Raw genomic sequence first — 22,615 nt, forward strand, 5'->3', positions numbered from 1 at the left:
GGGCGGTTTACGTTTGGGGCAGTGCAAAACAATCGGTGTATTCGCCGCGCCACGCAAATCTGAGTTGCGTGGTGGGCTTAAAACAAGCTCAGCTCAATCCAGTGGATTTGCGGCATCCCGACGATTGCGGATGCTCTTGGCCGTCTCTCGTGTCAGGCGATAGACCCAGATGCAAAGAATCGATGCGGTAATAAAGTAAGCGGTCAGCATCTCAGATCGCCTCTTGCCGTTCGAGCCGATTCTGAACCAGACCCGCAATCCGTGCAGCCTGGGCGGTGACCGGTGTCCCCTGCGCACGAGATTGGGCGAGGTCCCGGGCTGCTTCGGCAAGCACAGTATCTTCGGCGTCTCGCGCAACGCTTTGCAGGAATTGTACCGCATAATCCAATGCGCGCTGATCAGTGGGGCCGGTAAGCACGTCGGCGATATGGGCCATGTCGTCCCGATAAGCCAGCGGATCGGGCTGAACGATATTATCCCTGACGAAATCCAGACCTACTGGGCGGCGATCTTCGGGCAGAAGTTCAAGTATGGAGGTCTGGAAATAAGCGACCGAGGTCAGGGGTTTGGCCAGAAACCCATCTGCCCCTGCGCGTCTGGCGATAACCTGCATGCTGTCATCGCCAGACAGCCCGAGAATGACACCGATGCGGGGTACAGCATGGGTCATTTCGGCTATCAGGTCAGCGCCGGACCCGTCTGGAAGACCCATATCGACGATCAGGACCGAGGGACGATAGATTTGCAGATGGCGCCGCGCTGATTTCAGACAATCCGCACGACGGATACGCGCACCGCTATGCAAGCACATCAATCGTATTGCATCGCATGCATAGCGGCTGTCTTCGACCACAAGGATTGTTTGGCCCAGCAGCGGTCGCATCTTGGTGGCCAGCGCTGGAGAGGCGAAAGGTCCCGAATCGTCCATGGCAGAACTCCTGTTTAGCAGATGCCTCACGCTAGGAACTTCTGGCTAATACAGGGTTAACGACGATTTGGCGCACTTGTCCTTTGGGTATACTGCCCCCATAACCGCTGCAACGCAGAAGGAAGGAGAGTCCCATGATTGGTCGCCTTAACCACGTAGCCATTGCTGTTCCCGACCTGGAGGCCGCATCGGCCCAGTATCGCAATGCGCTTGGCGCCAAAGTCGGCGCTCCACAGGATGAGCCGGATCATGGGGTCACCGTGGTCTTTATTGAACTACCCAACACCAAGATCGAATTGCTGTATCCGCTGGGTGAGAACAGCCCGATCAACGGGTTTCTGGAAAAGAACCCATCAGGCGGCATCCACCATGTCTGCTATGAGGTCGAGGATATCATCGCGGCCCGCGATCATCTGAAAGAGACCGGTGCGCGCGTTCTGGGATCGGGTGAACCCAAGATCGGAGCGCATGGCAAACCGGTGTTGTTCCTGCACCCGAAGGATTTCAACGGATGCCTCGTTGAGCTGGAGCAGGTCTGAAGTCGATGACCATTACCGCCGCTCTGGTTCTTTTCGCTGTAATTTGGTTTCTGACCTTGCTGATTGTTCTGCCTGTGCGCATCAAAACGCAGGGGGATCTGGGGGATATTGTTCCGGGCACTCATGCAGGTGCGCCGGAAGTCCATCACATGAAGAAGAAGCTGTGGATTACCACCGGGATATCGGTCGTGCTGTGGGCGATCATTGCAGGCATCATTATCTCCGGCGTAATCAGCGTGCGCGATTTCGATTGGCTGAACCAACTGGAACCGCGCGAGTAGCTCAGGTTTGGCTACCCGACAGACCGTGATAAATGTGCGTGAAGGTCGCCGCTCCTAGGATCGGGATCAACAGGTTGACCAATGGCACAGAGAGCGGGACCGCCATAAGAATACCGGCGACCCAAATGGTTGTCGCGTGCTTTGCGCGCAGCTTTCGCGCCCCCTCGCGCCCCAGTCGGCGCATCGCAGCCAGGGTGAAATATTCTCTCCCCAGAAGAAACCCGTTCATACCCCAAAAGATAAACAACGCGAATGGCGTGAAGAGTGCATAGAGGATCAATGCCAACAGGTTGGCAACGATCAGTACACCCAGAAAACTGAGCGTATCCCTTAGCGCATCGCCAAAGGGGATGCGCTGAGCCGGCGGCAGACCGGGGTAATGCTTATCCTCAACCGCCTGTGCGACCTCATCCAGAAACATCGAGGTGATGGCTGACGCAACGGGGACCATCAGAAACACCGACAGCACCATCATCAGCAGGAATGATGACACGCTGAGCAGGTCGTTCAGCCATGTCACCTCACCCAGTATTGGCAAGGTGGCCTGATCGCCGACCAGCGCGTTGATCAGCCACAAAAAGCCGGCATAGGCAGCCACCAACAACGCGAATGTCAGGCCAACACCCAACAGAAGTACCTTGCGGAATCTTGGGTCGCCGATCTGTCCCAGCGCCTGTAGAAACGACTGGATGATGATCATTCGGAAACCCATTGGGTTAGTGCCGCCACATTGGGGCGCGGTCGTTCGGGCGGGGTCGTACCTTCGGTTGCGATATGGATAAAGCCTGCAATCTTCTCGTTTTCGGCCAAGCCAAGCCCCTGTTCGCAAAACTCGCGATCATGCGATTGCCAGCCGGACAACCAATTGGCCCCCCAACCTGCGGCCAGCGCTGCGTTCAGCAGAGCCAGACATACCGCACCCGCTGAATAGGTCTGTTCAATTGCCGGTATCTTGTCAGAAGGTTTCTGCACCTCAATAACAGCAACCGCCAAATGGCCCATTTCGAATTGGCTGCGCGCCTTGGCGATATCTTCGGGCGATTTTCCCAAGGCGAGACCACAAGTTTCTGTAAGATCTGCAAGGCGTTGCATGGCCCCATGCTCGACAACAACAAAACGCCAGGGTTCCAGCTTTCCGTGGTCCGGGCTGCGCGCTGCAGCAGTCAGCAGCGGCCTCAGCTCTTCCCGGGTCGGGGCCGGGGCTACCAGCGTTTTGGCCGGACGAGACCGGCGCGCGTGCAGAAAATCCAGCGCAGCTTGGTTCTTCAGGGTCATATGTTAACTTCCTTCACATGGCAGCCTGTATGTCGGAGGCATACTGTTCTCTTTCAAGGGCAAACTGCTCATCAAAAGGCGACAAATTCAATCTGAATTGCTGCTTGTGATCAGACGCAAGATCCAAAAGGAACCACTAGTCTTTGGTGCTCTCGGACTCACGTATCTGATAAACGCCCTCGGGCAAATCCAGCGCAGCGGCCAGATCGCGTACCTGCTCTGGTGATAGGGTAATCTTCTGAATCTGATCGGTCCGCGGGTCCAACTGCTCGAGCGTGACGCATTCAGCGAAGTTGTTGATGACGACATCCTCTTGCAAAGGCTTTGCGCCTTCGTCCACCAGCGTAATCACCGTCGAGTCGAATTCGTGTTCAATTGAAAACATATGTGCAGAGTGCAGGGCATAAGATCGCAATGCAACCCGTTGCAAGCTGTAATCGGCTGTGGCCCGGCCTTAAATGCCGCGCTATGCTTGTCTGCCGACAGAGTGACCGAAAGGAATGTGAATGCGCCGTCTTGCCCTGTTGCTGGTGATGCTCTTGGCGGCTTGCGATATGTCGCCTGTTATCGCGATCCCGGCCGATCAATGGCAGCCATCGTCATCCGGACAAAAGGACAGGGCGCGCGTATTCGAGCAGGTCAGCCGGGCTGTCGGAACGACCGCAAGCCGGGAATGCCGCCGCCAATCGAGGACTGCCAATTGTGATTTCGTGATTTTGGTTGATCTCTCGTCAAATGCCCCAGCGAACGCGTTTCAGACCTTGGACAAGGATGGGCGGCCGCTGGTCGTTTTTACACAGCCGATGATCGATGCAACGCAGAACGCGGACGAGATGGCCTTTGTCATGAGCCATGAGGCCGCCCACCATATTTTGGGTCACATCGCCCGGCAGGCGCAGAACGCCAAAGAGAGCGCGCGGATATTCGGTGAACTCGCGCGCAATCAGGGCGCGGACGATGCAGGTATTGAGCGCGCACAGGCGCTGGGCGCTGAGGTCGGGGTGCAGAACTACACGCGTGAGTTCGAATTGGAAGCGGATCGTCTGGGGACACAGATCACTTACTCGGCGGGGTATAACCCGCTGGCCGGGATGGCTTTCTTCCAACGCATTCCTGATCCGGGTGATCGTTTCCTTGCCACGCACCCTCCCAATGCCCAGCGGGTCGAAGTTGTGTTGCAAACGGCGCGGGAACTGGGATTACGATAATGGTCAACTTAACCCGATTGGGTGTCGTTCTCAGTGATCGCGGGTCGAAATATGCTGTGACGGGCGCGGGGGTCACCAGTCGTGCTGATGTCGATGCGGTACTGGCGGAACTGAAATCCGACAAGGCATATGCGAAGGCAACTCACAACACGTGGGCAGCCATCTTGCCAAACGGTGCGCTCAAGGCCGATGACGGAGAGTCTGGCGCGGCAATGGTCATTTTGCGGATGATGGAGCGGGCCGAGCTGACGGATCACGTAATCATCGTGACACGCTGGTACGGTGGCAAGAAGCTGGGCGGGGACCGCTTTCGCCGCGTGCAGGACGCCACGCGGGCCTATCTGGACCAGCTGGCAACCGGGCATTGACCTGTGTCAAGGGCACTGTGCGGGGCATGCGTTACCCTTTCCATAGAGTGAATGGAAAAGGAAACCGCATGTCTGATCGTGAAACGCTGCGACGTCACGCCGACCTTGTAGATCGGATGGCCACGACGCTGGGCGTAGATTTGCAAGAAGTTGCCATCGAAGGGGCCTTACAGTTCGACGAAATCTCGGACGCGGTATTGCGGTGCACGGAATGCCCGAATCCGGGCCATTGCAAGGCCTTTCTGGCCAAGAACCTGACAGCGCCCGACACACCTGAATACTGCCGCAATCACGAGCTGCTGAACAGGCTCAAGCCGTAACGCCAAAGGGGGGTACCGTGCCACGACTTGGACGGATCATGACCCATCTTCGCCTTGTATTGCGAATGGCACAGGCGACGGGAGCCGACCTTGCCACCGCACATCGCGACGGGCACCTGAGCCAACAGGAATGGGCAGATATGGTTCAGCTCTGCCGCGGGTGCGAATGGGCGCGGGCATGCCCAGACTGGTTGAACGAGAACGAAACGGCGGAAAGCGCGCCCTGCACCTGCCCAAACCGACACAGGTTCGCCACCTTGAGGGTCAGCAAGCAAAGGTGATCAAATGGATCGAACATCACTGGGCGAGATCGAAAAACACTTTTGGCTGACACGCTCGGTCGCGCGATCCTTAGGGATTTCTCTGACCGAAGCAATGGCCGAAGGGAAACTGACACCTGCCGACTACGCTCAGATGGTGACCCGATGCCGGGGCGCAATATGCGACGAACGTTGTCAGATATGGCTTGCTGCACAACAAGGACTGGCTGAGAAAGCGCCTGATTTTTGTGCCAATGCTCAGGTTTTGAACGACTTGACCTGACTTTCAGAGCTTATTGTGCGTTCCGTCGCATAACGGCGGGTTGGCGCAGTGCTTGCAGCCACAGAAGAAGACCTTCTTGCTGGCATCAGCAGTATATTTTACGGGTTCAAACGACGTATCTTTGTGCGAACCATCGCAAAACGGTTGCCGCTTGGATTTGCCACAGGCGCACCAGAAATAGGTTTTTCCTTCGGTCACTTCGACCGGATAGGGCGATTTCTGGGCGATGATCGGGGCGTCTGACATGTGGCTACTCCGTCTTTGGCTGATGTCGAAGTCAAAGTTTAGGGCTCTTTGTCAAAAAAGGTAGACTGCGAATGAAAACCCGCTTTCCAGCGTGGTTTCGCCTTTATTCACGAATGCGTTATCGATTCGGTTGCCATATGAAATTCTTGGTCCTATTCTGATACCGGCCCCGAAAAACTGGGCAATATCAGAAAAGTAATAGAGGATTGATGGACATGAAACTGAAATTTGCTGCTATCTGCGCCACGGCCGTTGTATTGACTGCGTGCTCGCAGCAAGAGGAACCGACCCCGGTTTACATCCAGCCCGACTATGACAAGTTTGGTACACCCAGTTGCTCGGCAGGTTATGAACTGGCCACAACCGAAGCAGGCCAGACCGTATGTAACCCGGTCACCCAATAAGTATTCAGCAGGCGGTTCTGATCGCAGGGCCGCCTGCGCACCTCTAAAAAGAACACCGCCCTCGAGGCGGTTTTTTCTTGCCTTTCTGCCGTGGGTCGCGGACGTCTTCTTGCAGGATGACTGATCGGAAACCCCATGCGCAAATTCTTTGACCACCTAAAGGATCGTACCCGCTGGAGCTGGCAGGGCCTGGCTACAACCTGGCGGCAAGAGTATTCGTTTCGTGGGTGGGTTTGGGCCAACCTGATTTCAGCTTTATTGGCGCTTGCACTCCCTCTAGGTACGGCAGAACGGGCGCTGATCCTTGCTCTGGGCATTCTGGTCTTGGTGGCCGAGCTATTTAATACGGCCATCGAGCGTGCCGTCGATCACACCTCGACCGAGCACCACGCGTTGGCGGGGCAAGCCAAGGATGCAGCAAGTGCAGCGGTGGCGTTGTCTGCAGTCGCTGCCGGAGTGGCGTGGATCGTGATTTTGATCGGCTTGCTCTAGGGACAGACGCCTTTCGTTACGCCGAGGGGTGCAAACGCCCCCACAAGTCGTATTCTCCGGCGTCATCTACCTCGACCGTGACGATATCCCCGGGTTTCAGGCCTTCGAAGCCTTCGTCGATAAACAAGTTACCATCGATTTCTGGAGCATCGGCCTTGGTACGGCAGGTCGCGGCCTCTTCATCCACCTCGTCTACGATGACATCGAGTTTTTGGCCAACCTTTGCTGCCAGCTTGGCCTCAGAAATGGCCTGAGCTTTCTCCATGAAACGCTCCCATCGCTCTTGCTTGACCTCGGCCGGGACATGATCCGGCAGGTCGTTCGAGCGGGCGCCATCGACATTTTCGTACTGGAAACAGCCGACACGATCCAACTGCGCTTCGTCCATCCAGTCCAGGAGCGTCTGGAACTCTGCCTCGGTTTCGCCGGGGTAGCCGACGATGAACGTGGACCGCAAAGTGATATCCGGACAAATAGCGCGCCAGTTGGCAATCTCGTCCAGAGTTTTTGCCCCGGCGGCAGGGCGGGCCATACGTTTCAGAACATCGGGATGCGCATGTTGGAATGGAATGTCGAGATACGGCAGCACATTGCTACCCGCATCTGCCATCAGCGGGATCAAATCGCGCACATGGGGGTAGGGATAGACGTAATGAAGCCTGACCCACGCATCGAACTGGCCCAGTTCACGCGCCAGATCGGTGATATGGCTGCGCACCTCCCGATCTTTCCATGGGTTCACGTCATACTTACGATCCAGCCCATAGGCCGAGGTATCCTGTGAGATCACAAGCAGTTCGCGCACGCCGCTGTCGACCAGTTTCTCGGCCTCGCGCAGCACTGCATGGGCCGGGCGGCTTGCGAGTTTACCGCGCATGTCGGGGATGATGCAAAACTTGCACTTATGATTACAGCCCTCGGAAATCTTGAGATAGCTATAGTGGCGCGGGGTAAGTTTGACGCCCGAAGCGGGCAGCAGATCGACATAAGGGTTTGGGTCGGGTGGTACGGCTGCATGTACTGCGTCCAGCACCTGTTCGTACTGATGCGGTCCTGTAACCGCCAGAATGCGCGGATGGTGTTCCCGGATATAGTCAGGCTCAGCCCCCAAACAGCCGGTCACAATGACCTTGCCGTTTTCAACCAATGCCTCGCCAATTGCGTCCAGCGACTCGGCCTTGGCGCTGTCCAGAAACCCGCAGGTATTCACAATAACGGCATCAGCACCCGTGTAGTCCGGCGAAATACCGTACCCCTCGGCCCGCAACCGGGTCAGGATACGTTCGCTGTCAACCAGCGCTTTTGGACAACCCAGCGACACCATTCCAAGGGTCGGTTGGCCACGGCGGGGCGTCTCGGCGATCCGGGCCTCTGGGGCTAGATCGGGGCGGAGGTTCGGTGGGTTCGTGTTCATGGCCGGGCATATAGAGGGGAAAGCTTCCCCTTGCAAATCCCGCCCGCTCGGGGCTGACTTGAAACAGAGCAGAAAGGCCGGAAAGGCAGACCCATGAAGTGGCTCATTCGTTTTCTATTTCTCATAGTTGCAGCCTTCGGGCTGGTCATTGGTGCCTTGCTGCTGATGCCAGGCGAAAAACTGGCGACAATACTTGCTGAACAAGTCAAGGCGCAAACAGGCCGCGATCTCGAGTTGACCGGTGACGTCAAACTGTCATTTTGGCCGGTATTGGGGATGGAAACCGGCCCTGTGACATTTGGCAATGCGCCTTGGGCCGGGCCGGAACCGATGCTTAGCGCCCAAAGCCTCGCGGTTGGGGTCGATGCCTCGGCGTTGTTGTCTGGGAATATCCGGATCAAACGGGTGTTGGCCGATAGCCCGGTTCTACGCCTTGAACGCGCCGATGGGCGCGGCAACTGGGAGCTACATCAGCCAGGTAACTCCTCGCAAACGGGCGCTACGGCGCAAGCCGTTGAAAGCCGACCCATCACGCTCGAGCGGTTGGAACTGACCAATGCGCGCCTAATCTATCTTGAGAATGGCGCGGTTAGTATGGATTTTGCCGATGTCGATCTTTCGGCCCGCTGGCCTGACGTAACGGCCCCAATGGAAATGCAAGCCAGTATGTCCGTCCCCGGAGGCAGCGTCGCAGTGGACCTTACTATCCCCGACTTGCCCGCATTTTCCAGCGGCGCTGTCACGCCGTTGCAGCTGAGCCTAACCGCGCCTGGCGGAGATATTCAGTTCTCGGGCCGGGTGAATCTGGCCGGCGAAATGGATGGCAAGACGACGGTCACGGCCAAGGACACCCAAAGGATGCTGGCCGCGTTTGGTCAGGGAGGAGTCACCGTTCCGGAGGGACTAGGACAGGTCGCGAGCGTATCCGGGCAGATGACCTATACCCGGGACGGGCGGATTTCATTGCGCAACATGATCGCGGTTCTGGATCAAAACCGGCTTGAGGGGGAAGCTGATATCCAGATTTCAAATCCACCCCAGATGACTGCGCGTCTGAACGCAGGCGATCTCGACTTATCGAAGGTAAGCGGAGGCAACGCTTCTGACGGCACCTCAGATACGGAAGGGTGGTCAAAAGCCCCAATTGATGCGTCGTTTCTGGCGCTGGCAAATGGCAAGATCCGCTTGCAAGCCACCTCGATTGCGGTTCCGGGTATGACCTTTGGGAAAAGTGATCTCACACTCAGCCTTGATCGGTCGCGGGCTGTATTGCAGATGCACCCGGCCTCGCTGTTCTCGGGGCAATTGAATGGCCAGGTGGTCGCCAATAATCGCAACGGTCTGTCGGTTGGTGGAAATCTGAAAGCCGCCAATATCGATATCAACGAGGCGCTCGAAACGCTGGGGGATATCAAACGGCTTTCGGGCACCGGTTCAGGCAATCTTGAATTTCTGGGCGTCGGACAGAGCGAAGATCAGATCATGCGATCGCTCAGCGGCAAAGGAGATATCGAGGTCGGGCGGGGCATTATCTCGGGACTGGATCTTGACCGCCTTATGGGGCGGGGAAAGGGATCGGGTGGTACGACCGTATTCAACAGCCTTACGGCGAGCTTTACGATGAAGAATGGCGACTTGACCAACAAGGACCTGTTGATGCAGCTGGATAATTTCCGGGCGGACGGTACGGGCCGCATCGGCTTAGGAGCTCGCGATATCGATTATCTGTTCACACCGGTCGCCCTGCGCGCCAACTCAGGGCAGGGGATATCGGTACCCGTCCGAATTAAAGGTCCGTGGAGCGACCCGTCGATCAAACCGGACCTTACCAAAGTCATTGAGGCGGCAGCCGAAGGCAAAGTTAAAGAACTGGAAGACGACGCAAAGAAGAAGGTTTTGGAAAAGGTTGGTAAAGAACTGGATACCACGGTGACGGATTCCGATCACATCGAAGACGCGCTGAAGAACAAGCTTGAGGATGAGGCCAAGAAAGGCCTGCTCAAGCTGTTTGGCGGGGATTGATCTAAGCGCGATAACAAAGGGCGCCGAAATGGGCGCCCTTCATAGTGTCAGTTAGATTGTCTGATCGTATTCGCCCACGCCGGGTTCAGTTCGAATGACGGCGTCGATATCTGCGAAGATCGCGCGCATTTCATCCTCGCTTTCGCTGCTTTCGCAGACGACGACCAGATTGGGTGTATTGGATGACGCGCGGACGAGTCCCCAACTGCCATTGTCCAGAATGACCCGGGCTCCATTGACGGTCACGACCTCTTTGATAGCCCGCCCTGCGAAGCGTTCGTAGGCGTCGGCTTTGGCAACCAATTTGCCGACCAGGCGCTGCAGTATATCGTATTTCTCCGTATCCGCTGCGTACGGAGACATGGTGGGTGTCGACCATGTCCTTGGTAGTGCTTTCCGAAGGTCTGACATGCTTTTGTCCGGGTTGCGGTCCATCAGTTTGCAGATTTCCACCGCCACGCGCATTCCGCAGTCGTATCCGCGCCCGACCGGTTCCGCCAAGAAATAGTGTCCCGATTTCTCAAACCCAGCCAGCGCACCGATTTCCTTGACGCGGCGCTTCATATGGCTATGGCCGGTTTTCCAGTAGTCGGCTTTGACCCCAAGCGCTTGCAACTCGGGATCGCTGGCGAACAGCCCAGTGGATTTCACATCGGCTACAAAGGTCGAACCTGGATGCAGCTTGGCCAGATCACGGGCCATGATGACGCCGACCTTATCGGCAAATATCTCTTCGCCTTCGTCATCCACAACACCGCAACGATCGCCATCACCATCAAACCCTAGCGCCAGGTCCGCGCCGCTGGATTTGACTGTGTCGGCCATGTCATGCAGCATTTCCATGGCTTCCGGGTTCGGGTTGTAATTGGGGAATGTGTAATCCAGCCGTGTGTGGCTGGGCACAACCTCAACCCCGATCCTTTCGAAAATCTCGGGCGCGAAGGCGGCGGCGGTGCCGTTTCCGGTGGCGCAGACCACTTTCAGCGGACGTGACATTCTGAAGTCACCGACCAGATCGTCGATATAGGCTTCTTTCACACCGTCGACGAATTCATATGACCCGCCCGGGCGCGCGACGCCTTCCCCATTCAAGACGATATCGCGCAGTTCCGACATTTCGTCAGGGCCGTGGGTCAGTGGGCGGTCAAAGCCCATTTTGACGCCGGTCCAACCGTTCGGGTTATGGCTTGCCGTGACCATCGCAACCGCCGGTACGTCCAGGTGGAATTGCGCGAAATACGCCATCGGGCTGAGCGCTGGGCCGATATCTTTCACCTGAATACCCGCCTGCATAAGTCCAACGATCAGAGCGTTTTTGATCGACAGGGAATAATCGCGATAGTCATTTCCCACTGCAATCACGGGTTCGATCCCGCGTTTGAGCATCTGTGTGCCCAGACCCAAACCCAGGGCCGTCATGCCTGGCAGATTGATCTCATCGGGGTATTTCCACCGCGCGTCATATTCGCGAAAGCCCGTGGGCTTGATCATCGGATCGCGCAGAAAGCTCCAGGTGTTTGGGGTCACCTCAGGCAAAGGCTTGGTCATCACAAATCTCAATCGTTAAATCTGAATTGGGTTTTTTTTGGCCAGCGCATCAAATCGCATCAATGTGTCAACCAGATGGCCCATTTGATCCAGAGGGATCATGTTCGGCCCATCTGAGGGGGCGGTGTCGGGATCCTGATGGGTTTCTATGAAAACGGCTCCGACGCCCAGAGATACAGCGGCGCGCGCCATCACCGGCGCAAACTCACGCTGTCCACCCGAGGAACCACCTTGGCCGCCGGGCTGTTGCACCGAGTGGGTCGCGTCCATGACGACCGGATATCCGGTTTGCGCCATCTGCGGCAGCGACCGCATGTCCGCGACCAACGTATTGTAGCCAAACGAAGTTCCACGCTCGGTCAGCAGGATGTTCTGATTGCCAGTGCTTTCGATCTTTGTGACGATATTCGGCATTTCCCACGGGGCAAGAAACTGCCCTTTTTTTACGTTGACCGCTTTGCTGGTATTGCCCGCCGCCAGCAGCATGTCCGTCTGACGACACAGAAACGCAGGGATTTGCAGAATATCGACCGCCTCAGCCGCAATCGCGCATTGCGCTTCGGTATGGACATCGGTCAGTACCGGTATGCCCATGGTCTTGCGGATATCTTCCAGCACCTGCAGCCCGGACTCAATGCCCATGCCGCGCTTGCCGGACAGCGAGGTCCGGTTGGCTTTGTCATACGAGGCCTTGAACACATATTGCGCACCTACGGCGTCGCATGCCTCTTTCATGGTGCCGGCGATCATTTGGGCGTGATCGGCGGTTTCAAGCTGGCAAGGGCCGGCAATGATTGTCAGCGGAAGGTCGTTGCCAACCGTCAGGTCGGCTATTTTTACATGTTTCATGAGTCTTACGAGGATACCTGTTCACGAAGGACCGACGCGGTAAGCGAGATCATCAGGTAGATACCAGCAAATAACAGGAATGCCAAAATCGTATTTTCGAACTTGCGCGGATAGCTGGGTTCCTGGCTGGCGACCGGGTTCACCGAGACGGTCAGATACCGCACTTTCCGATTGGCCTCGGTCCGCGTGGCTTCCATTTGCTGCATTGCCGTTTGCAGCATCATGTCACGCGCCGCCAGATCGGCCTGAGCCATCTGGATTCGCACGCTCAAACGCGCCAGCGAATTTTCGCCCGCCGACACATCCAGCATCTCGGCATTCAACTCATCAAGGACCGCTTGCAGCCGCGCGATATCCGCCCGTGTACCATCCACCTTGGCCTGGTTTGGGCGCGTATTATCAAGAAGCGCGGCCAATTGTAGTTCTTTGTCCTGCAGCTCGAATTCGAACTGATCGATCCTTCCTCGCAGGCTGGCGATCACACTTTGCGGGTCCAGTATCGCACCTTGTAGCTGCAGTTCGATCAGGTCTTCCTGAGCCTGTCTGCGTGCCTCTTGCGCAGCCTCAAAACTCGCCAAGGCATCGCGCATCTGGTCTTCGCGTTTCAATTCAGTCAGACCATTGATGGTCTCTTCCGCGTAAGAGATAAGCCGCCTGGACAAATCGACCGCTATCTCGGGGCTCGGCGCTGCGACCTCCATTCGGATGACGCCGTCACTAGGATCATATCCGATTGTGATCATACGCTTATAAAGCTTGTAGGTTTCTTCAAGCGTCGCATCAGCCGGCAATCGTTGGATCGGGTCTATCCAATCCTGCCGAAAAAACTCAGTAAATCCGACATCACGCTCAAGCCGTTCCAATGCATCCTTGGATTCCAGAAATTCCTGAGTGGACACGGAATCCTGCGCCGTCGCAAACTGCGTGCCCGCCAGAAATCCACCGAACGAGGCACCGCCGCCATCCGCTTGCAAGATCGAAAACACCGAGTCGCTGGCATACATCGGCGTCGCCACGCGATAGAAATAGTAGCCCACGATAAACGTTGGAATGAATACGAACACCGTCAATCGTGCGAATAGCCCGGCAAGCTTGCGGCGGCGGCGGCGGGCGATGTCTTTCTGGATCTGCCCGATTTCATATTCACGACGTTCGGCCGGGCTGAGTTCGGGTCCTGGCAGGTTCTTCTGCGAGTCTCTGGTCGTTTGCGGCAGGTGAATCTTTATATTGTCTTGCGCGGCGTCATCACCAGTTGGCTTGCCTTTGTCAGGAGCTGCCAGATCAAGCAGGTTTGTGCGCTGAAACGGATCAATTCCTTTCTTTCGTAACAGCCGGACCGCATCGTAGTCAGACGTCGCCGCAAGCCCGTTCTTGTGCGCCAAACGCCGCGCGACGCGCAATTGCCGCCCTGTCAGACCTTCGCGTTTGATCGCATCCAACTCGTTGCCCGGTTGCTGAGTGTCTTCAGCCGAGTCTGTGCCTTGGGTCGCCTTTCGGATGCGCGAAATGGCGTCCGAGCGTGCCTCGGCAGTGCCAGAACCGCGTGCCGTGCGGTCGGGATTGTATTTCCTAGCCTTGGGTTTGGTAGTCATAGAGCTGCTTTGCCTCTTCCAAGGTTTCAAACATGTAAAGCTGGCCGTCTACCAATACCGCAGCCTGCCGCGCGAATTTTTCAAGAAGCGAAGGGTTGTGCGATACGATCACCAAGGTTGTCGTGCGCAGCTTCTCTTTCAGAATGTCGCCCGCCTTCTTGTTGAACTCAACATCGGTTGTCGAGGGCATCCCCTCGTCAATCAGATACATATCGAAATCCAGGGCCAGCATCAGTGCAAATGTAAACCGGGCCCGCATTCCTGACGAATAGGTTCCGAGCGGCTGGTCGAAATACTCACCCAAGTTGCACAGCCATTTGCAGTAGGCTTCGACATAGTCGGGATCCATGCCGTAGATCTTCGCGATATAGCGTGCGTTCTCCAGCGCGGACAGGCGCTTGGCCACACCTCCTGCAAAGCCCATGGGGAAGGATACGCGGCAGTCGCGCCGAATCACGCCTTCGTCGGGCTTTTCCAGCCCTGCCATCATGTTGATCAACGTGGTCTTGCCGGTTCCGTTCGGGGCCAGCACGCCAAGAGATGTTCCAAGCTCGACCCGGAACGAGACCCGATCCAGAATCACCTTGCGGCGGGTTCCGGTCCAGAAAGACTTGCTGACATTTTCGAATTCCAGCATGTGCGGCCTGCAGATCGCTCGGGGTTTTGACGGTTTGAGGATCGGTGTGCTACCGATCCATGTTGGCCACATTATGTCGAAATATGAAACAAATGATCAATGCGCATCCGCGTTCATGACATTGATGTGTTGCAAGGACGGTTTCATTGGCTCGAGGGTAGATGATGCCTATCTTCATCGATGAACATTGCAAAAGCCTGTTGATCCGATGAATTCGCTGATTGAGGACATCCAAGCCTGCCGTTTGTGTGCGGACAGGTTCGCGCAGACCGCGACTGCGCACCAGCCGCGCCCGGTGGTCTGGTTTCGCCCCGGTGCGCGCATTTTGATCGCAGGTCAGGCACCGGGCGCGCGCGTCCATGCTTCAGGGAAGCCTTTCACCGACCCTTCGGGTGACCGGCTGCGGGATTGGCTGGGACTGGATGAGAACGCATTTTATGACCGTTCGCGCGTATCCATCGTGCCGATGGCGTTTTGCTTCCCCGGATACAATGAGCGCAAGGCCGACCTGCCTCCGCCGCCGATATGCGGGCGCACCTGGCATGACAAGGTGATGGCTGCGTTGGGAGAAGTACCGTTGACGATCCTCGTCGGGGGTCATGCCCATAAATATCATCTTGGCGTGAACACACCGGTCACCGAGACTGTTAGTCTTTGGCGAGACCATGCGCCGCGCGTCTTTGCCTTGCCTCACCCGTCCTGGCGCAATACGGCTTGGCTGAAGAAAAACCCCTGGTTCGAGGCCGAGCTGTTGCCGGTGCTACAGAAACGGGTGCACGAGGTTCTGAATGACTGAAGCCACAGCTTTGGATGCTGCACATGACGCCATGCAGGCGGCCCCGGAAGACGACAACGCTCGACTACGCTTTTTCGAAAGACTGGCCGATAGCGAGCTGTTCCTGATGCTGACCGAGGAAGCGAAGGATGAAAACATCTCGCCCGAGCTGTTCGATGTGGCGGATGGTCGTTTTGTTCTGGTGTTTGATCTTGAGGAACGACTGGCGGCATTTGCGGGTCGGCCGGTCCCCTATGTCGCTCTGTCGGGTCGTGTTCTTTCAGGGATGTTGTCGGGGCAGGGGGTCGGGCTGGGTCTGAACCTTGATGTTGCACCGTCGTCGATGTTGATCCCCGCTGAAGCGCTCGGTTGGTTGTCTGACACGCTGCAGCATGGTCCTAAGGAGGTGCAGCAGCGACTTGCCGAATTCTATCCGCCCTCCGGTCTGCCAGATGTTCTGTTGACCGCGCTTGATGCAAAGCTGGCGACGGCTGCAGGTCTGGCTGCGGCGGCGTTTCTGGTTGGGACAAAGACTGAAGATGGGGGGCAGGGCCATTTATTGGGTTTTGTTTCAGCGGTCGAAGGCGCGCAGCCAGCGCTTGCACGCGCCGTATCCGAGGCATTGACCTTTTCGGGGATCGAGGCCGGAGCGCTGGATGTTGGCTTTTTTGAAGTGCAGGATCCGGCTACTTCTGCCTTGGCAAAGGTTGGGCTGCGGTTCGATTTGCCCCAGCCTCAAGCGCCCCAAATGGAAAGGGCCGCGCCGGGCAGTGATCCCGAGCGGCCCCCAATATTGAAGTAGCGCAGGGCGTTAGTCTGCCGCTTCCAGTTTGTCCTGCGTGCGCGTCTCAAAATCGCTGGCGTCATGGCGTTCGTGCAACTGCGTATGCGGCTCTCCAAACGCACGATTGACCATCCGGCCGCGCTGAACGGCGGGGCGAGCATCGATGGCTTTGGCCCACCGCATCACGTTTTCATAGCTTTCGACATCCAGGAATTCTGCCGCATCGTATAGACGGCCCAGAACAAGCTGCCCGTACCACGGCCAGATCGCCATGTCGGCGATGGTATAGTCCTGACCTGCAATATAAGGCTTATCGGCAAGTTCCAGTTCCAGCACATGCAACTGGCGTTTGGCCTCCATCGCGAAACGGTCGATCGGATATTGCCATTTCTCAGGCGCATAAGCGTAGAAGTGGCCAAAGCCACCGCCCAGATATGGCGCGCTGCCCATTTGCCAGAACAACCAGTTCATCACTTCTGTCCGCTCGGCACCGCTGGCGGGCAGAAACTCACCGAATTTCTCAGCGAGATGCAGCAAGATGGAGGCGCTCTCGAAAACGCGCACAGGTGTTTCACCTGAATGATCCCACAGCGCCGGTATCTTCGAGTTAGGATTGGCCCCGACAAAGCCCGAGCTGAACTGATCACCTTCACCGATGTTGATCAGCCACGCATTGTATTCGGCCCCGGAATGGCCCAATGCCAACAGCTCTTCCAGCATGACCGTAACCTTGACGCCGTTCGGGGTGGCGAGCGAATACAGTTGGAGCGGATGTTTCCCGACCGGAAGATCCTTTTCGTGGGTCGCACCAGCTATGGGCCGGTTTATATTGGCAAAGCGTCCCCCGCTTTCGCTGTCCCAAGTCCAGACTTTTGGGGGTGTGTAAGTGGATTGTTCGCTCATCTTTTGCCTTTCTGCATCATTTGGCCAAAACGCCGCCGCCTTCACAGCTAATATTGCAAAACTCAAAGTCCAACCCCGGATGTGGCGAGATATTTGTAACATTGCACCTCGTTCACCTCACAAAACCCCTCTGGTTTTCACAGCGGCGCGAGGGGGTCTTCGCGCCGGGCCAAAATTACCTATTGTTTGACCAGACCCGCAGTTCGGGTGACCAGAAACCGTAAGGACATGAGGACCAATCACATGAAACGCTTTGCGCTGACCCTTGCCGCGACGATGGCTTTTGCCGTGCCCGCGTTCGCCGGAGAACAATATGTTGATGGCACCGGATTTGCCGTATCGGGATACGACGTTGTTGCTTACCGCAGCCTGGATCAGGTGCCCTTAGGCCAGTCGCAACCCGAGGCTGTTCGCGGTCGGGCCGACATCACCGCAGACTATAATGGTGTAACCTGGGCGTTTGCGACCGAAGAGAACCGTGACAAGTTTCTGGAAAACCCGGCCTTTTACGCACCGCAATATGATGGCCATTGTGCATACGGCGTGTCGAAAGGCGGCAAGGTTCCGGGCAACCCAAATCTGTGGCGTATTGTCGATGACAAGCTCTATCTGAACATCACTGATGTTGTTGTTGGTTTCTGGGAAGAGGATGTTCCGGCCAACATCGACCTGGCGGAAGGCAACTGGCCCGGAATCGAAGGGGATGCCGCTTCGACCAGCGTGATCCCGAAATTCACATCAGAAGGCCCGATTTCCAACTGATTCCGATTAATGAAAGAAAGCCCGGCCACTAAGGCCGGGCTTTTTTCGCTGGCGGGTTCTCTCACCCCGCCAACTCGAACATATCCCGCATGTGTTGATCCGCTTCGAACCGTATTGTTACACTCTTGGCACCGGGAAATTTCCTCTCGCGTATCGGGTCAGGAATGACAATCTCACCGGAGCCCGAGCCCTTGGACCGAAAGGTCAGAATCTCTGTTTCTGACTTGCGGTAGCCGGAAAGGACCGAGGTTGGCAATGCAACGCGGTTAGACCCTTCGCAGACTGACGATGCAACGAAGTAAGTAAGATCGCGCCCGAAGCATCCGATTGCATCAGGAACATGGTCCGAAGATTCGCGGGCGCTTTTGGCGGCGTCCGGTTCACCTAGTTCCGATAAATCCTTCAGCGCGCGTTCGGGTTTTAACAGATCGTGACAAGCTTTGATTTCATCTGCGGCCAGTTCGATTACGCGTTTCTTCAGACGAGGACGACGCGGTGTAGAAGAATCTACACCGTTTTTGCGTGTCATCCCTTCTTTACGCAAAAAATCATAGGCTGATTTAGCATCCGAAAAACCGGAATAATCACCGTTGGTATGATCAGGATGATCGTGGAACGCGATTTTGCGCCAGGCTTCACGAATCTCGTTTGCGTTTGCATTTGGGGGCAGACCAAGAACCTGCAACGCTTCGGCCCGAGCCTGTACCTTGCTCACTGGCTTCATACTCAAAACACTCATTAAAACTACAACGGGGTCAGATTGCCATTGATCACATTTTTGTCAAATTTTTTCAGGAATTAGACTGAGGTAGGGCAACAGTTGACGGGTGCATATTGAGATTGTCGCCTGCGCAGCGGTTGTCGCAAATGAGCATGGCAGACGACTGCCATGCCCGGCGATACAGGGCAAGCGCAAAAACAGTGGGATCAGGCGACGTTCTGCAATTCGGTCTGGGGTGTAATGCCCAGGGCAAAGCAGACATCCCGAGTAAGCTCAGGTCGGTTGAGCGTATAGAAATGCAGTTTGTCCACACCGCCTTCTATCAGGTCCGAGCAGAGTTCGGTGCATAGCGCCGTCGCAAGAAGATCTTCGCGATCGTCCCGGATTGCTTTGTCAAATGCGTTCTCGATCCAGTCGGGAATGTGGGCGCCACAGCGTTTTGCAAAGTTACGCGCACCCTTCCAGTTCTCGATGGGAAGAATGCCCGGTACGATAGGCTTGTCGATCCCCGCTTTTTCGCAGGCATCGCGAAACCGGAAGAAGGTTTCAGCCTCGAAGAAGAATTGGGTCAACGCCTCGTCCGCGCCCGCATCCAGCTTGGCCTTTAACCAATCCACATCAGCGCGGGCATTGCTTGCTTCGGGATGTTTGTCCGGATAGGCGCCGACACGGATGCTGAACATCTCGGTCTCGGCCAGTGCAGAAATCAGTTCTACCGAGTTGGTGAAACCATCAGGGTGGGGGGCGAACCGGTCTAGACCTTTAGGGGGGTCGCCACGCAGGGCAACGATATCCTGAACGCCTGCGCGCGCGAATGTGTCTGCGATCTCAAGCGTCTCCTGACGCGAGGCATCGACACAGGTCAGATGCGCAGCAACAGGCAGCCCCGAGGATCTGTGCAAGGTTGCAACTGCATCACGCGTCAGCTCACGTGTTGTACCACCAGCACCATAGGTCACCGATACAAACCGTGGGTTCAGCGGCGCCAAGGTCTGAACCGTATCCCAAAGGCGAAACGAGGCCTCCAGAGTCTGCGGCGGGAAGAACTCGAATGAAATCTCAGGCTTGGTCATGTTGGCCTCGTAGCTGTCATTTATGCCCTTGTGCCATCAGATGCATTGTGAGACAAACTCATATTGTTCAACAACAACATGAGTTGCGTGAGTAATGCATATCGAATTTCGCCACTTACGGACGATCAAAGCCATCCACGAATGCGGTGGGCTTGCGCGTGCAGCTGATCAGCTAAACATCACGCAATCCGCACTAAGTCACCAAATCAAGGGGTTGGAAGATCAGGCCGGGGTCGAGCTGTTTTTACGTCGATCCAAGCCGATGAAGTTGTCGGCAGCTGGTTTGCGGCTGCTGCGGCTCGCTGAACAAATTCTGCCTCAGGTCGAGGCGATGCAGGATGAGTTTTCATCGCTGCGCGACGGTCGCACCGGTCGGATGCACATTGCGATCGAATGTCACGCTTGTTTCGAGTGGCTGTTTCCGGTGCTTGAAGCTTTCCGTAAATCCTGGTCAGACGTTGATGTGGATATCCGCCCGGGCCTTGCATTCGACGCGTTGCCCGCCTTGCAGAAGGAAGAGGTTGATCTGGTGGTGTCCTCTGACCCCGAAGATCTGCCGGGTGTCGAATTTGTCGAACTCTTTGACTACCAGGCCGTATTTGTCGCGGCGTCTTCGCATCCATTGGCTGAAAAGCCCTATATCGAAGCTGAAGATTTCCGAGGTCAGACACTGATTACCTACCCGGTCGAACGAACCCGGTTGGATGTTTTCAGTCAGTTGCTGATCCCGGCCCGGGTCGAGCCTGCCACCATCCGACAAGTTGAACTGACCGCTGTTATCTTGTTGTTGGTGGCTTCGAATAGGGGCATATCCGTTCTTCCGGACTGGGTGGTGCGCGAGGTAAAGTATAGCTCGGACTACGTCACGCGCCCGCTTACCAAAGATGGGATTACCCGCAGGTTATATGCTGCGGTCCGCAGCGAAGACCTTGAAAAACCCTTTGTGCAAGAGTTGGTGAAACTGGCGCGGACCGAGGCGCGTAAGCTTCAGACTCAATAACACCGGACGCAGATCAGCCATGCGCATCATTCCTCTTGGCAAGGGCGCGTTGCCCCAGTATACGCGCGGCTTGACCGGACAGGAGCCTTTGGAAAATGGTTGGCAGTGCAAATCTCAACATCATGATCAAGGCCGCGCGTAAGGCGGGGCGTTCTCTGGTCAAGGATTTTCGTGAAGTCGAGAACCTGCAGGTGTCGATGAAAGGTGCGGGCGACTTTGTGTCGAAGGCCGATATCGCGGCCGAAGCCATCCTGAAAGAGGAATTGCTGGGTGCCCGTCCGACCTATGGTTGGCTGGCCGAAGAGGGCGGCGCGATTGACGGCGAAGACCCGACTCGTCGCTGGATCGTCGACCCGCTGGATGGGACCACCAACTTCCTGCACGGGCTGCCGCACTGGGCCGTTTCAATCGCGTTGGAACATAAGGGCAAGATCGTTTCGGGTGTGATCTATGACCCTGCCAAGGATGAGATGTTCTTTGCCGAAAAAGGCGAAGGTGCGTGGATGAACGACATGCGCATCCGTGTGTCGGGCCGCCATCGCATGATCGAGTCAATCTTCGCGACAGGTCTGCCATTCGGTGGCCGTTCGGACCTGCCTGCGACCTTGCAGGACCTGGCCCGTCTGATGCCTGCCTGTGCTGGTGTTCGTCGCTGGGGTGCTGCCGCGCTGGACATGGCCTATGTGGCCGCCGGTCGTTACGAAGGCTTTTGGGAGCGTCGCCTGAACGCCTGGGATCTGGCCGCAGGCATCATCATCGTGAAAGAGGCGGGCGGCTTTGTTCAGGCGCTGAACCCCGAAGGCAGCGTGCTTGAGGATGGCGAAGTGATCTGCGCCAATGAACCGATCTTTGACAATTTCGCAAAGGTAATTCGGGGCTGATATTCAACCCCGGTCATTTGATCATGGTACGCGCGTCCGGTCCGGGCGCGCGTTTTGGTTTAGAAGTCGACCTCGATCGCGATCCCTTGCTGGACCGCCAGATCAACTGCCGCGCTGGCCACCGCAAGATCTTGCAGCCCCACGCCAGTACCGTCGAACACGGTCACCTCAGCCTCGGACACACGCCCGGAATGGGTGCCGTTGATGACCTCTCCGATCTGCCGGATATCGCCTTCGGCTTTCATTCCGGCAGCCACGGCATGCTGGCTTTCACCCAATGTCACGGCCTGCGCGACCTCGTCGGTAAAGACGCTTGCGCGGGCGATCAGGTCTGTGGCAACCTCTTGTTTGCCGACGGTATCAGTGCCCATACATGCGATGTGTGTGCCGTCGGAGACGTGCTCGGACATCAGTGTTGGCGCGAAGGAGGAGGTGATGGTGACAATCACGTCCGCCTGCACCATGCCGGGCAGATCCACAGCCTCAAAAGGCAGCCCCGCTTCAGCCGCGACCTTTTCGAGATTTGGCAGCATTTCTGGATGCAAGTTCCAGCCTATGACTTTCTCAAAGTTCCGCTGTTCCAATGCCGCGCGCAATTGGAATGTCGCCTGATGCCCGGCGCCAACCATTCCGATCACCTTGGCATCCTTGCGTGCCAAATGGTTGATCGAAACCGACGAGGCTGCAGCCGTGCGCAGCGCGGTCAGCAGGTTGCCCCCAACGATGGCCCGAACGCGACCCGTATCTGAATCAAACAAAAACACGGTGGATTGGTGATTGATCAGCCCGTGCGTTTCCAGATTGTTTGGCCAATACCCGCCTGCTTTCAGGCCAAGGTTCATGCCCGCGCGATCAAACCCGCCCTTGAATCCATAGAGCGCATCCGCATGACCTATGGCCTCGCGCACGACCGGGAAGTTGTAGGCATCCCCAGCCGCCATCGCGGCAAACACTTGCTCAACCGCAGTATAGCTTTCCTGTCGGCCTAACAGAGCGCCGATTTCCTTTTCAGGAACGATGATCATCGCGTTTGTCTTTCTTTTTGATGGC

At 56.6% G+C, this 22,615-nt stretch carries 29 protein-coding genes; 15 read left to right on the forward strand and 14 right to left on the reverse strand.

The window, feature by feature from the left end:
* Positions 1-211 precede the first annotated feature (211 nt).
* Positions 212-928 (reverse strand): response regulator, encoded by a 717-nt coding sequence (locus ACR0L9_RS02835; protein WP_170609476.1) that lies wholly within the window; start codon positions 926-928, stop codon positions 212-214.
* Between the two features lie 134 nt (positions 929-1,062).
* On the opposite strand from ACR0L9_RS02835, the gene mce reads away from it, so the two are divergent.
* Both mce and ACR0L9_RS02845 read left to right on the forward strand, forming a co-directional pair.
* The gene (mce, locus tag ACR0L9_RS02840) at positions 1,063-1,467 is read left to right on the forward strand and encodes a methylmalonyl-CoA epimerase (RefSeq protein ID WP_010441821.1); all 405 of its coding nucleotides are present in this window, start codon (positions 1,063-1,065) and stop codon (positions 1,465-1,467) included.
* A gap of 5 nt (positions 1,468-1,472) precedes the next feature.
* Positions 1,473-1,748 carry a DUF1467 family protein gene (locus ACR0L9_RS02845; RefSeq protein ID WP_170392343.1) on the forward strand — a complete coding sequence of 92 codons (276 nt, stop codon included), beginning with the start codon at positions 1,473-1,475 and terminating at the stop codon, positions 1,746-1,748.
* A 1-nt stretch (position 1,749) separates the two neighbouring features.
* Here the strand turns inward: ACR0L9_RS02845 and ACR0L9_RS02850 are convergent, their stop codons facing one another.
* From ACR0L9_RS02850 to ACR0L9_RS02860, 3 genes are all read right to left on the reverse strand, one after another.
* On the reverse strand, positions 1,750-2,448 hold the full coding sequence (locus tag ACR0L9_RS02850; RefSeq protein ID WP_170732989.1) for an EI24 domain-containing protein: 699 nt from the start codon (positions 2,446-2,448) through the stop codon (positions 1,750-1,752).
* Positions 2,445-3,023 carry a nitroreductase family protein gene (locus ACR0L9_RS02855; protein WP_170392339.1) on the reverse strand — a complete coding sequence of 193 codons (579 nt, stop codon included), beginning with the start codon at positions 3,021-3,023 and terminating at the stop codon, positions 2,445-2,447. The genes ACR0L9_RS02850 and ACR0L9_RS02855 overlap by 4 nt, the downstream gene beginning before the upstream one ends.
* Positions 3,024-3,159: 136 nt before the next feature.
* Positions 3,160-3,408 (reverse strand): hypothetical protein, encoded by a 249-nt coding sequence (locus ACR0L9_RS02860; protein ID WP_170392337.1) that lies wholly within the window; start codon positions 3,406-3,408, stop codon positions 3,160-3,162.
* Positions 3,409-3,529: 121 nt separating this feature from the next.
* Between ACR0L9_RS02860 and ACR0L9_RS02865 the strand changes: the two genes are divergently transcribed.
* The 5 genes from ACR0L9_RS02865 to ACR0L9_RS02885 all read left to right on the forward strand — a co-directional run bounded on the left by ACR0L9_RS02865 (position 3,530) and on the right by ACR0L9_RS02885 (position 5,462).
* Positions 3,530-4,231, forward strand: coding sequence for a M48 family metallopeptidase (locus tag ACR0L9_RS02865; protein ID WP_480894683.1), 702 nt, complete (start codon positions 3,530-3,532; stop codon positions 4,229-4,231).
* Complete coding sequence (locus tag ACR0L9_RS02870; RefSeq protein WP_170392333.1) at positions 4,231-4,599, forward strand: YigZ family protein; 369 nt, start codon at positions 4,231-4,233, stop codon at positions 4,597-4,599. Before ACR0L9_RS02865 ends, ACR0L9_RS02870 begins: the two co-directional genes overlap by 1 nt.
* Before the next feature lie 68 nt (positions 4,600-4,667).
* Complete coding sequence (locus ACR0L9_RS02875; protein WP_170420623.1) at positions 4,668-4,919, forward strand: DUF6455 family protein; 252 nt, start codon at positions 4,668-4,670, stop codon at positions 4,917-4,919.
* A gap of 17 nt (positions 4,920-4,936) precedes the next feature.
* Positions 4,937-5,200, forward strand: a complete 264-nt coding sequence (locus ACR0L9_RS02880; protein ID WP_370644304.1) for a DUF6455 family protein — start codon at positions 4,937-4,939, stop codon at positions 5,198-5,200.
* A gap of 4 nt (positions 5,201-5,204) precedes the next feature.
* A complete protein-coding gene (locus tag ACR0L9_RS02885) occupies positions 5,205-5,462 on the forward strand; it encodes a DUF6455 family protein (protein ID WP_480894685.1) in 258 nt (85 codons plus the stop codon).
* 3 nt (positions 5,463-5,465) lie between these two features.
* On the opposite strand, the gene ACR0L9_RS02890 is transcribed toward ACR0L9_RS02885, so the two are convergent.
* Positions 5,466-5,708: a CDGSH iron-sulfur domain-containing protein gene (locus tag ACR0L9_RS02890; protein WP_170401738.1), complete on the reverse strand. Its 243-nt coding sequence runs from the start codon at positions 5,706-5,708 to the stop codon at positions 5,466-5,468.
* Between the two features lie 215 nt (positions 5,709-5,923).
* Here ACR0L9_RS02890 and ACR0L9_RS02895 point away from each other — a divergent pair, with 215 nt between their 5' ends.
* Positions 5,924-6,112: a hypothetical protein gene (locus tag ACR0L9_RS02895; protein ID WP_255611743.1), complete on the forward strand. Its 189-nt coding sequence runs from the start codon at positions 5,924-5,926 to the stop codon at positions 6,110-6,112.
* A 135-nt stretch (positions 6,113-6,247) separates the two neighbouring features.
* On the forward strand, positions 6,248-6,604 hold the full coding sequence (locus tag ACR0L9_RS02900; protein WP_480894687.1) for a diacylglycerol kinase: 357 nt from the start codon (positions 6,248-6,250) through the stop codon (positions 6,602-6,604).
* A gap of 16 nt (positions 6,605-6,620) precedes the next feature.
* Here the strand turns inward: ACR0L9_RS02900 and rimO are convergent, their stop codons facing one another.
* On the reverse strand, positions 6,621-8,018 hold the full coding sequence (rimO, locus tag ACR0L9_RS02905) for a 30S ribosomal protein S12 methylthiotransferase RimO (protein ID WP_480894689.1): 1,398 nt from the start codon (positions 8,016-8,018) through the stop codon (positions 6,621-6,623).
* 93 nt (positions 8,019-8,111) lie between these two features.
* On the opposite strand from rimO, the gene ACR0L9_RS02910 reads away from it, so the two are divergent.
* The gene (locus tag ACR0L9_RS02910; protein WP_480894691.1) at positions 8,112-10,040 is read left to right on the forward strand and encodes an AsmA family protein; all 1,929 of its coding nucleotides are present in this window, start codon (positions 8,112-8,114) and stop codon (positions 10,038-10,040) included.
* 51 nt (positions 10,041-10,091) lie between these two features.
* Here the strand turns inward: ACR0L9_RS02910 and ACR0L9_RS02915 are convergent, their stop codons facing one another.
* The 4 genes from ACR0L9_RS02915 to ACR0L9_RS02930 are packed head-to-tail and all read right to left on the reverse strand — an operon-like array spanning position 10,092 to position 14,666.
* Positions 10,092-11,588, reverse strand: a complete 1,497-nt coding sequence (locus tag ACR0L9_RS02915; RefSeq protein WP_480894693.1) for a phosphomannomutase/phosphoglucomutase — start codon at positions 11,586-11,588, stop codon at positions 10,092-10,094.
* Between the two features lie 15 nt (positions 11,589-11,603).
* Complete coding sequence (kdsA, locus tag ACR0L9_RS02920) at positions 11,604-12,437, reverse strand: 3-deoxy-8-phosphooctulonate synthase (protein ID WP_480894695.1); 834 nt, start codon at positions 12,435-12,437, stop codon at positions 11,604-11,606.
* A gap of 5 nt (positions 12,438-12,442) precedes the next feature.
* Positions 12,443-14,029, reverse strand: coding sequence for a KpsE/RkpR family capsule polysaccharide export protein (locus ACR0L9_RS02925; protein WP_480894697.1), 1,587 nt, complete (start codon positions 14,027-14,029; stop codon positions 12,443-12,445).
* Entirely contained in the window at positions 14,007-14,666 is a 660-nt protein-coding gene (locus ACR0L9_RS02930; protein ID WP_170392311.1) for an ABC transporter ATP-binding protein, read from the reverse strand. The genes ACR0L9_RS02925 and ACR0L9_RS02930 overlap by 23 nt, the downstream gene beginning before the upstream one ends.
* A 208-nt stretch (positions 14,667-14,874) precedes the next feature.
* Here ACR0L9_RS02930 and ACR0L9_RS02935 point away from each other — a divergent pair, with 208 nt between their 5' ends.
* Together ACR0L9_RS02935 and ACR0L9_RS02940 are read left to right on the forward strand one after the other, a co-directional pair.
* A complete protein-coding gene (locus ACR0L9_RS02935; protein ID WP_480894698.1) occupies positions 14,875-15,462 on the forward strand; it encodes a uracil-DNA glycosylase family protein in 588 nt (195 codons plus the stop codon).
* A complete protein-coding gene (locus tag ACR0L9_RS02940) occupies positions 15,455-16,243 on the forward strand; it encodes an SseB family protein (protein ID WP_480894699.1) in 789 nt (262 codons plus the stop codon). Before ACR0L9_RS02935 ends, ACR0L9_RS02940 begins: the two co-directional genes overlap by 8 nt.
* 9 nt (positions 16,244-16,252) lie before the next feature.
* Here the strand turns inward: ACR0L9_RS02940 and yghU are convergent, their stop codons facing one another.
* On the reverse strand, positions 16,253-17,128 hold the full coding sequence (yghU, locus tag ACR0L9_RS02945; RefSeq protein WP_170625217.1) for a glutathione-dependent disulfide-bond oxidoreductase: 876 nt from the start codon (positions 17,126-17,128) through the stop codon (positions 16,253-16,255).
* A 243-nt stretch (positions 17,129-17,371) separates the two neighbouring features.
* Here yghU and ACR0L9_RS02950 point away from each other — a divergent pair, with 243 nt between their 5' ends.
* Positions 17,372-17,890: a YHS domain-containing (seleno)protein gene (locus ACR0L9_RS02950; RefSeq protein ID WP_170420652.1), complete on the forward strand. Its 519-nt coding sequence runs from the start codon at positions 17,372-17,374 to the stop codon at positions 17,888-17,890.
* A gap of 61 nt (positions 17,891-17,951) precedes the next feature.
* On the opposite strand, the gene ACR0L9_RS02955 is transcribed toward ACR0L9_RS02950, so the two are convergent.
* Both ACR0L9_RS02955 and metF read right to left on the reverse strand, forming a co-directional pair.
* Complete coding sequence (locus ACR0L9_RS02955) at positions 17,952-18,614, reverse strand: J domain-containing protein (RefSeq protein WP_480894702.1); 663 nt, start codon at positions 18,612-18,614, stop codon at positions 17,952-17,954.
* Between the two features lie 203 nt (positions 18,615-18,817).
* On the reverse strand, positions 18,818-19,684 hold the full coding sequence (metF, locus tag ACR0L9_RS02960) for a methylenetetrahydrofolate reductase [NAD(P)H] (RefSeq protein WP_480894704.1): 867 nt from the start codon (positions 19,682-19,684) through the stop codon (positions 18,818-18,820).
* A gap of 94 nt (positions 19,685-19,778) precedes the next feature.
* Here metF and ACR0L9_RS02965 point away from each other — a divergent pair, with 94 nt between their 5' ends.
* Together ACR0L9_RS02965 and ACR0L9_RS02970 are read left to right on the forward strand one after the other, a co-directional pair.
* A complete protein-coding gene (locus ACR0L9_RS02965; RefSeq protein ID WP_170564044.1) occupies positions 19,779-20,684 on the forward strand; it encodes a LysR family transcriptional regulator in 906 nt (301 codons plus the stop codon).
* A 95-nt stretch (positions 20,685-20,779) separates the two neighbouring features.
* Positions 20,780-21,565 (forward strand): inositol monophosphatase family protein, encoded by a 786-nt coding sequence (locus ACR0L9_RS02970; RefSeq protein WP_170392295.1) that lies wholly within the window; start codon positions 20,780-20,782, stop codon positions 21,563-21,565.
* A 59-nt stretch (positions 21,566-21,624) separates the two neighbouring features.
* Here ACR0L9_RS02970 and bhcD read toward each other — a convergent pair whose 3' ends face one another.
* Positions 21,625-22,590, reverse strand: a complete 966-nt coding sequence (gene bhcD, locus ACR0L9_RS02975; protein ID WP_480894706.1) for an iminosuccinate reductase BhcD — start codon at positions 22,588-22,590, stop codon at positions 21,625-21,627.
* Positions 22,591-22,615 lie beyond the last annotated feature (25 nt).

Source organism: Ruegeria sp. I3 (genome assembly GCF_056532525.1).

Coding starts and splice junctions, on each gene's coding strand:
- rimO (WP_480894689.1), bottom strand. CDS start 8,018: ATGAACACGAACCCACCGAACCTCCGCCCCGATCTAGCCCCAGAGGCC.
- ACR0L9_RS02940 (WP_480894699.1), top strand. CDS start 15,455: ATGACTGAAGCCACAGCTTTGGATGCTGCACATGACGCCATGCAGGCG.
- ACR0L9_RS02900 (WP_480894687.1), top strand. CDS start 6,248: ATGCGCAAATTCTTTGACCACCTAAAGGATCGTACCCGCTGGAGCTGG.
- ACR0L9_RS02835 (WP_170609476.1), bottom strand. CDS start 928: ATGGACGATTCGGGACCTTTCGCCTCTCCAGCGCTGGCCACCAAGATG.
- ACR0L9_RS02950 (WP_170420652.1), top strand. CDS start 17,372: ATGAAACGCTTTGCGCTGACCCTTGCCGCGACGATGGCTTTTGCCGTG.
- metF (WP_480894704.1), bottom strand. CDS start 19,684: ATGACCAAGCCTGAGATTTCATTCGAGTTCTTCCCGCCGCAGACTCTG.
- ACR0L9_RS02870 (WP_170392333.1), top strand. CDS start 4,231: ATGGTCAACTTAACCCGATTGGGTGTCGTTCTCAGTGATCGCGGGTCG.
- ACR0L9_RS02915 (WP_480894693.1), bottom strand. CDS start 11,588: ATGACCAAGCCTTTGCCTGAGGTGACCCCAAACACCTGGAGCTTTCTG.
- ACR0L9_RS02855 (WP_170392339.1), bottom strand. CDS start 3,023: ATGACCCTGAAGAACCAAGCTGCGCTGGATTTTCTGCACGCGCGCCGG.
- ACR0L9_RS02895 (WP_255611743.1), top strand. CDS start 5,924: ATGAAACTGAAATTTGCTGCTATCTGCGCCACGGCCGTTGTATTGACT.
- ACR0L9_RS02845 (WP_170392343.1), top strand. CDS start 1,473: ATGACCATTACCGCCGCTCTGGTTCTTTTCGCTGTAATTTGGTTTCTG.
- ACR0L9_RS02970 (WP_170392295.1), top strand. CDS start 20,780: ATGGTTGGCAGTGCAAATCTCAACATCATGATCAAGGCCGCGCGTAAG.
- ACR0L9_RS02965 (WP_170564044.1), top strand. CDS start 19,779: ATGCATATCGAATTTCGCCACTTACGGACGATCAAAGCCATCCACGAA.
- mce (WP_010441821.1), top strand. CDS start 1,063: ATGATTGGTCGCCTTAACCACGTAGCCATTGCTGTTCCCGACCTGGAG.
- ACR0L9_RS02935 (WP_480894698.1), top strand. CDS start 14,875: ATGAATTCGCTGATTGAGGACATCCAAGCCTGCCGTTTGTGTGCGGAC.
- ACR0L9_RS02925 (WP_480894697.1), bottom strand. CDS start 14,029: ATGACTACCAAACCCAAGGCTAGGAAATACAATCCCGACCGCACGGCA.
- ACR0L9_RS02930 (WP_170392311.1), bottom strand. CDS start 14,666: ATGCTGGAATTCGAAAATGTCAGCAAGTCTTTCTGGACCGGAACCCGC.
- ACR0L9_RS02885 (WP_480894685.1), top strand. CDS start 5,205: ATGGATCGAACATCACTGGGCGAGATCGAAAAACACTTTTGGCTGACA.
- yghU (WP_170625217.1), bottom strand. CDS start 17,128: ATGAGCGAACAATCCACTTACACACCCCCAAAAGTCTGGACTTGGGAC.
- ACR0L9_RS02890 (WP_170401738.1), bottom strand. CDS start 5,708: ATGTCAGACGCCCCGATCATCGCCCAGAAATCGCCCTATCCGGTCGAA.
- ACR0L9_RS02910 (WP_480894691.1), top strand. CDS start 8,112: ATGAAGTGGCTCATTCGTTTTCTATTTCTCATAGTTGCAGCCTTCGGG.
- ACR0L9_RS02865 (WP_480894683.1), top strand. CDS start 3,530: ATGCGCCGTCTTGCCCTGTTGCTGGTGATGCTCTTGGCGGCTTGCGAT.
- bhcD (WP_480894706.1), bottom strand. CDS start 22,590: ATGATCATCGTTCCTGAAAAGGAAATCGGCGCTCTGTTAGGCCGACAG.
- ACR0L9_RS02875 (WP_170420623.1), top strand. CDS start 4,668: ATGTCTGATCGTGAAACGCTGCGACGTCACGCCGACCTTGTAGATCGG.
- ACR0L9_RS02850 (WP_170732989.1), bottom strand. CDS start 2,448: ATGATCATCATCCAGTCGTTTCTACAGGCGCTGGGACAGATCGGCGAC.
- ACR0L9_RS02955 (WP_480894702.1), bottom strand. CDS start 18,614: ATGAAGCCAGTGAGCAAGGTACAGGCTCGGGCCGAAGCGTTGCAGGTT.
- kdsA (WP_480894695.1), bottom strand. CDS start 12,437: ATGAAACATGTAAAAATAGCCGACCTGACGGTTGGCAACGACCTTCCG.
- ACR0L9_RS02860 (WP_170392337.1), bottom strand. CDS start 3,408: ATGTTTTCAATTGAACACGAATTCGACTCGACGGTGATTACGCTGGTG.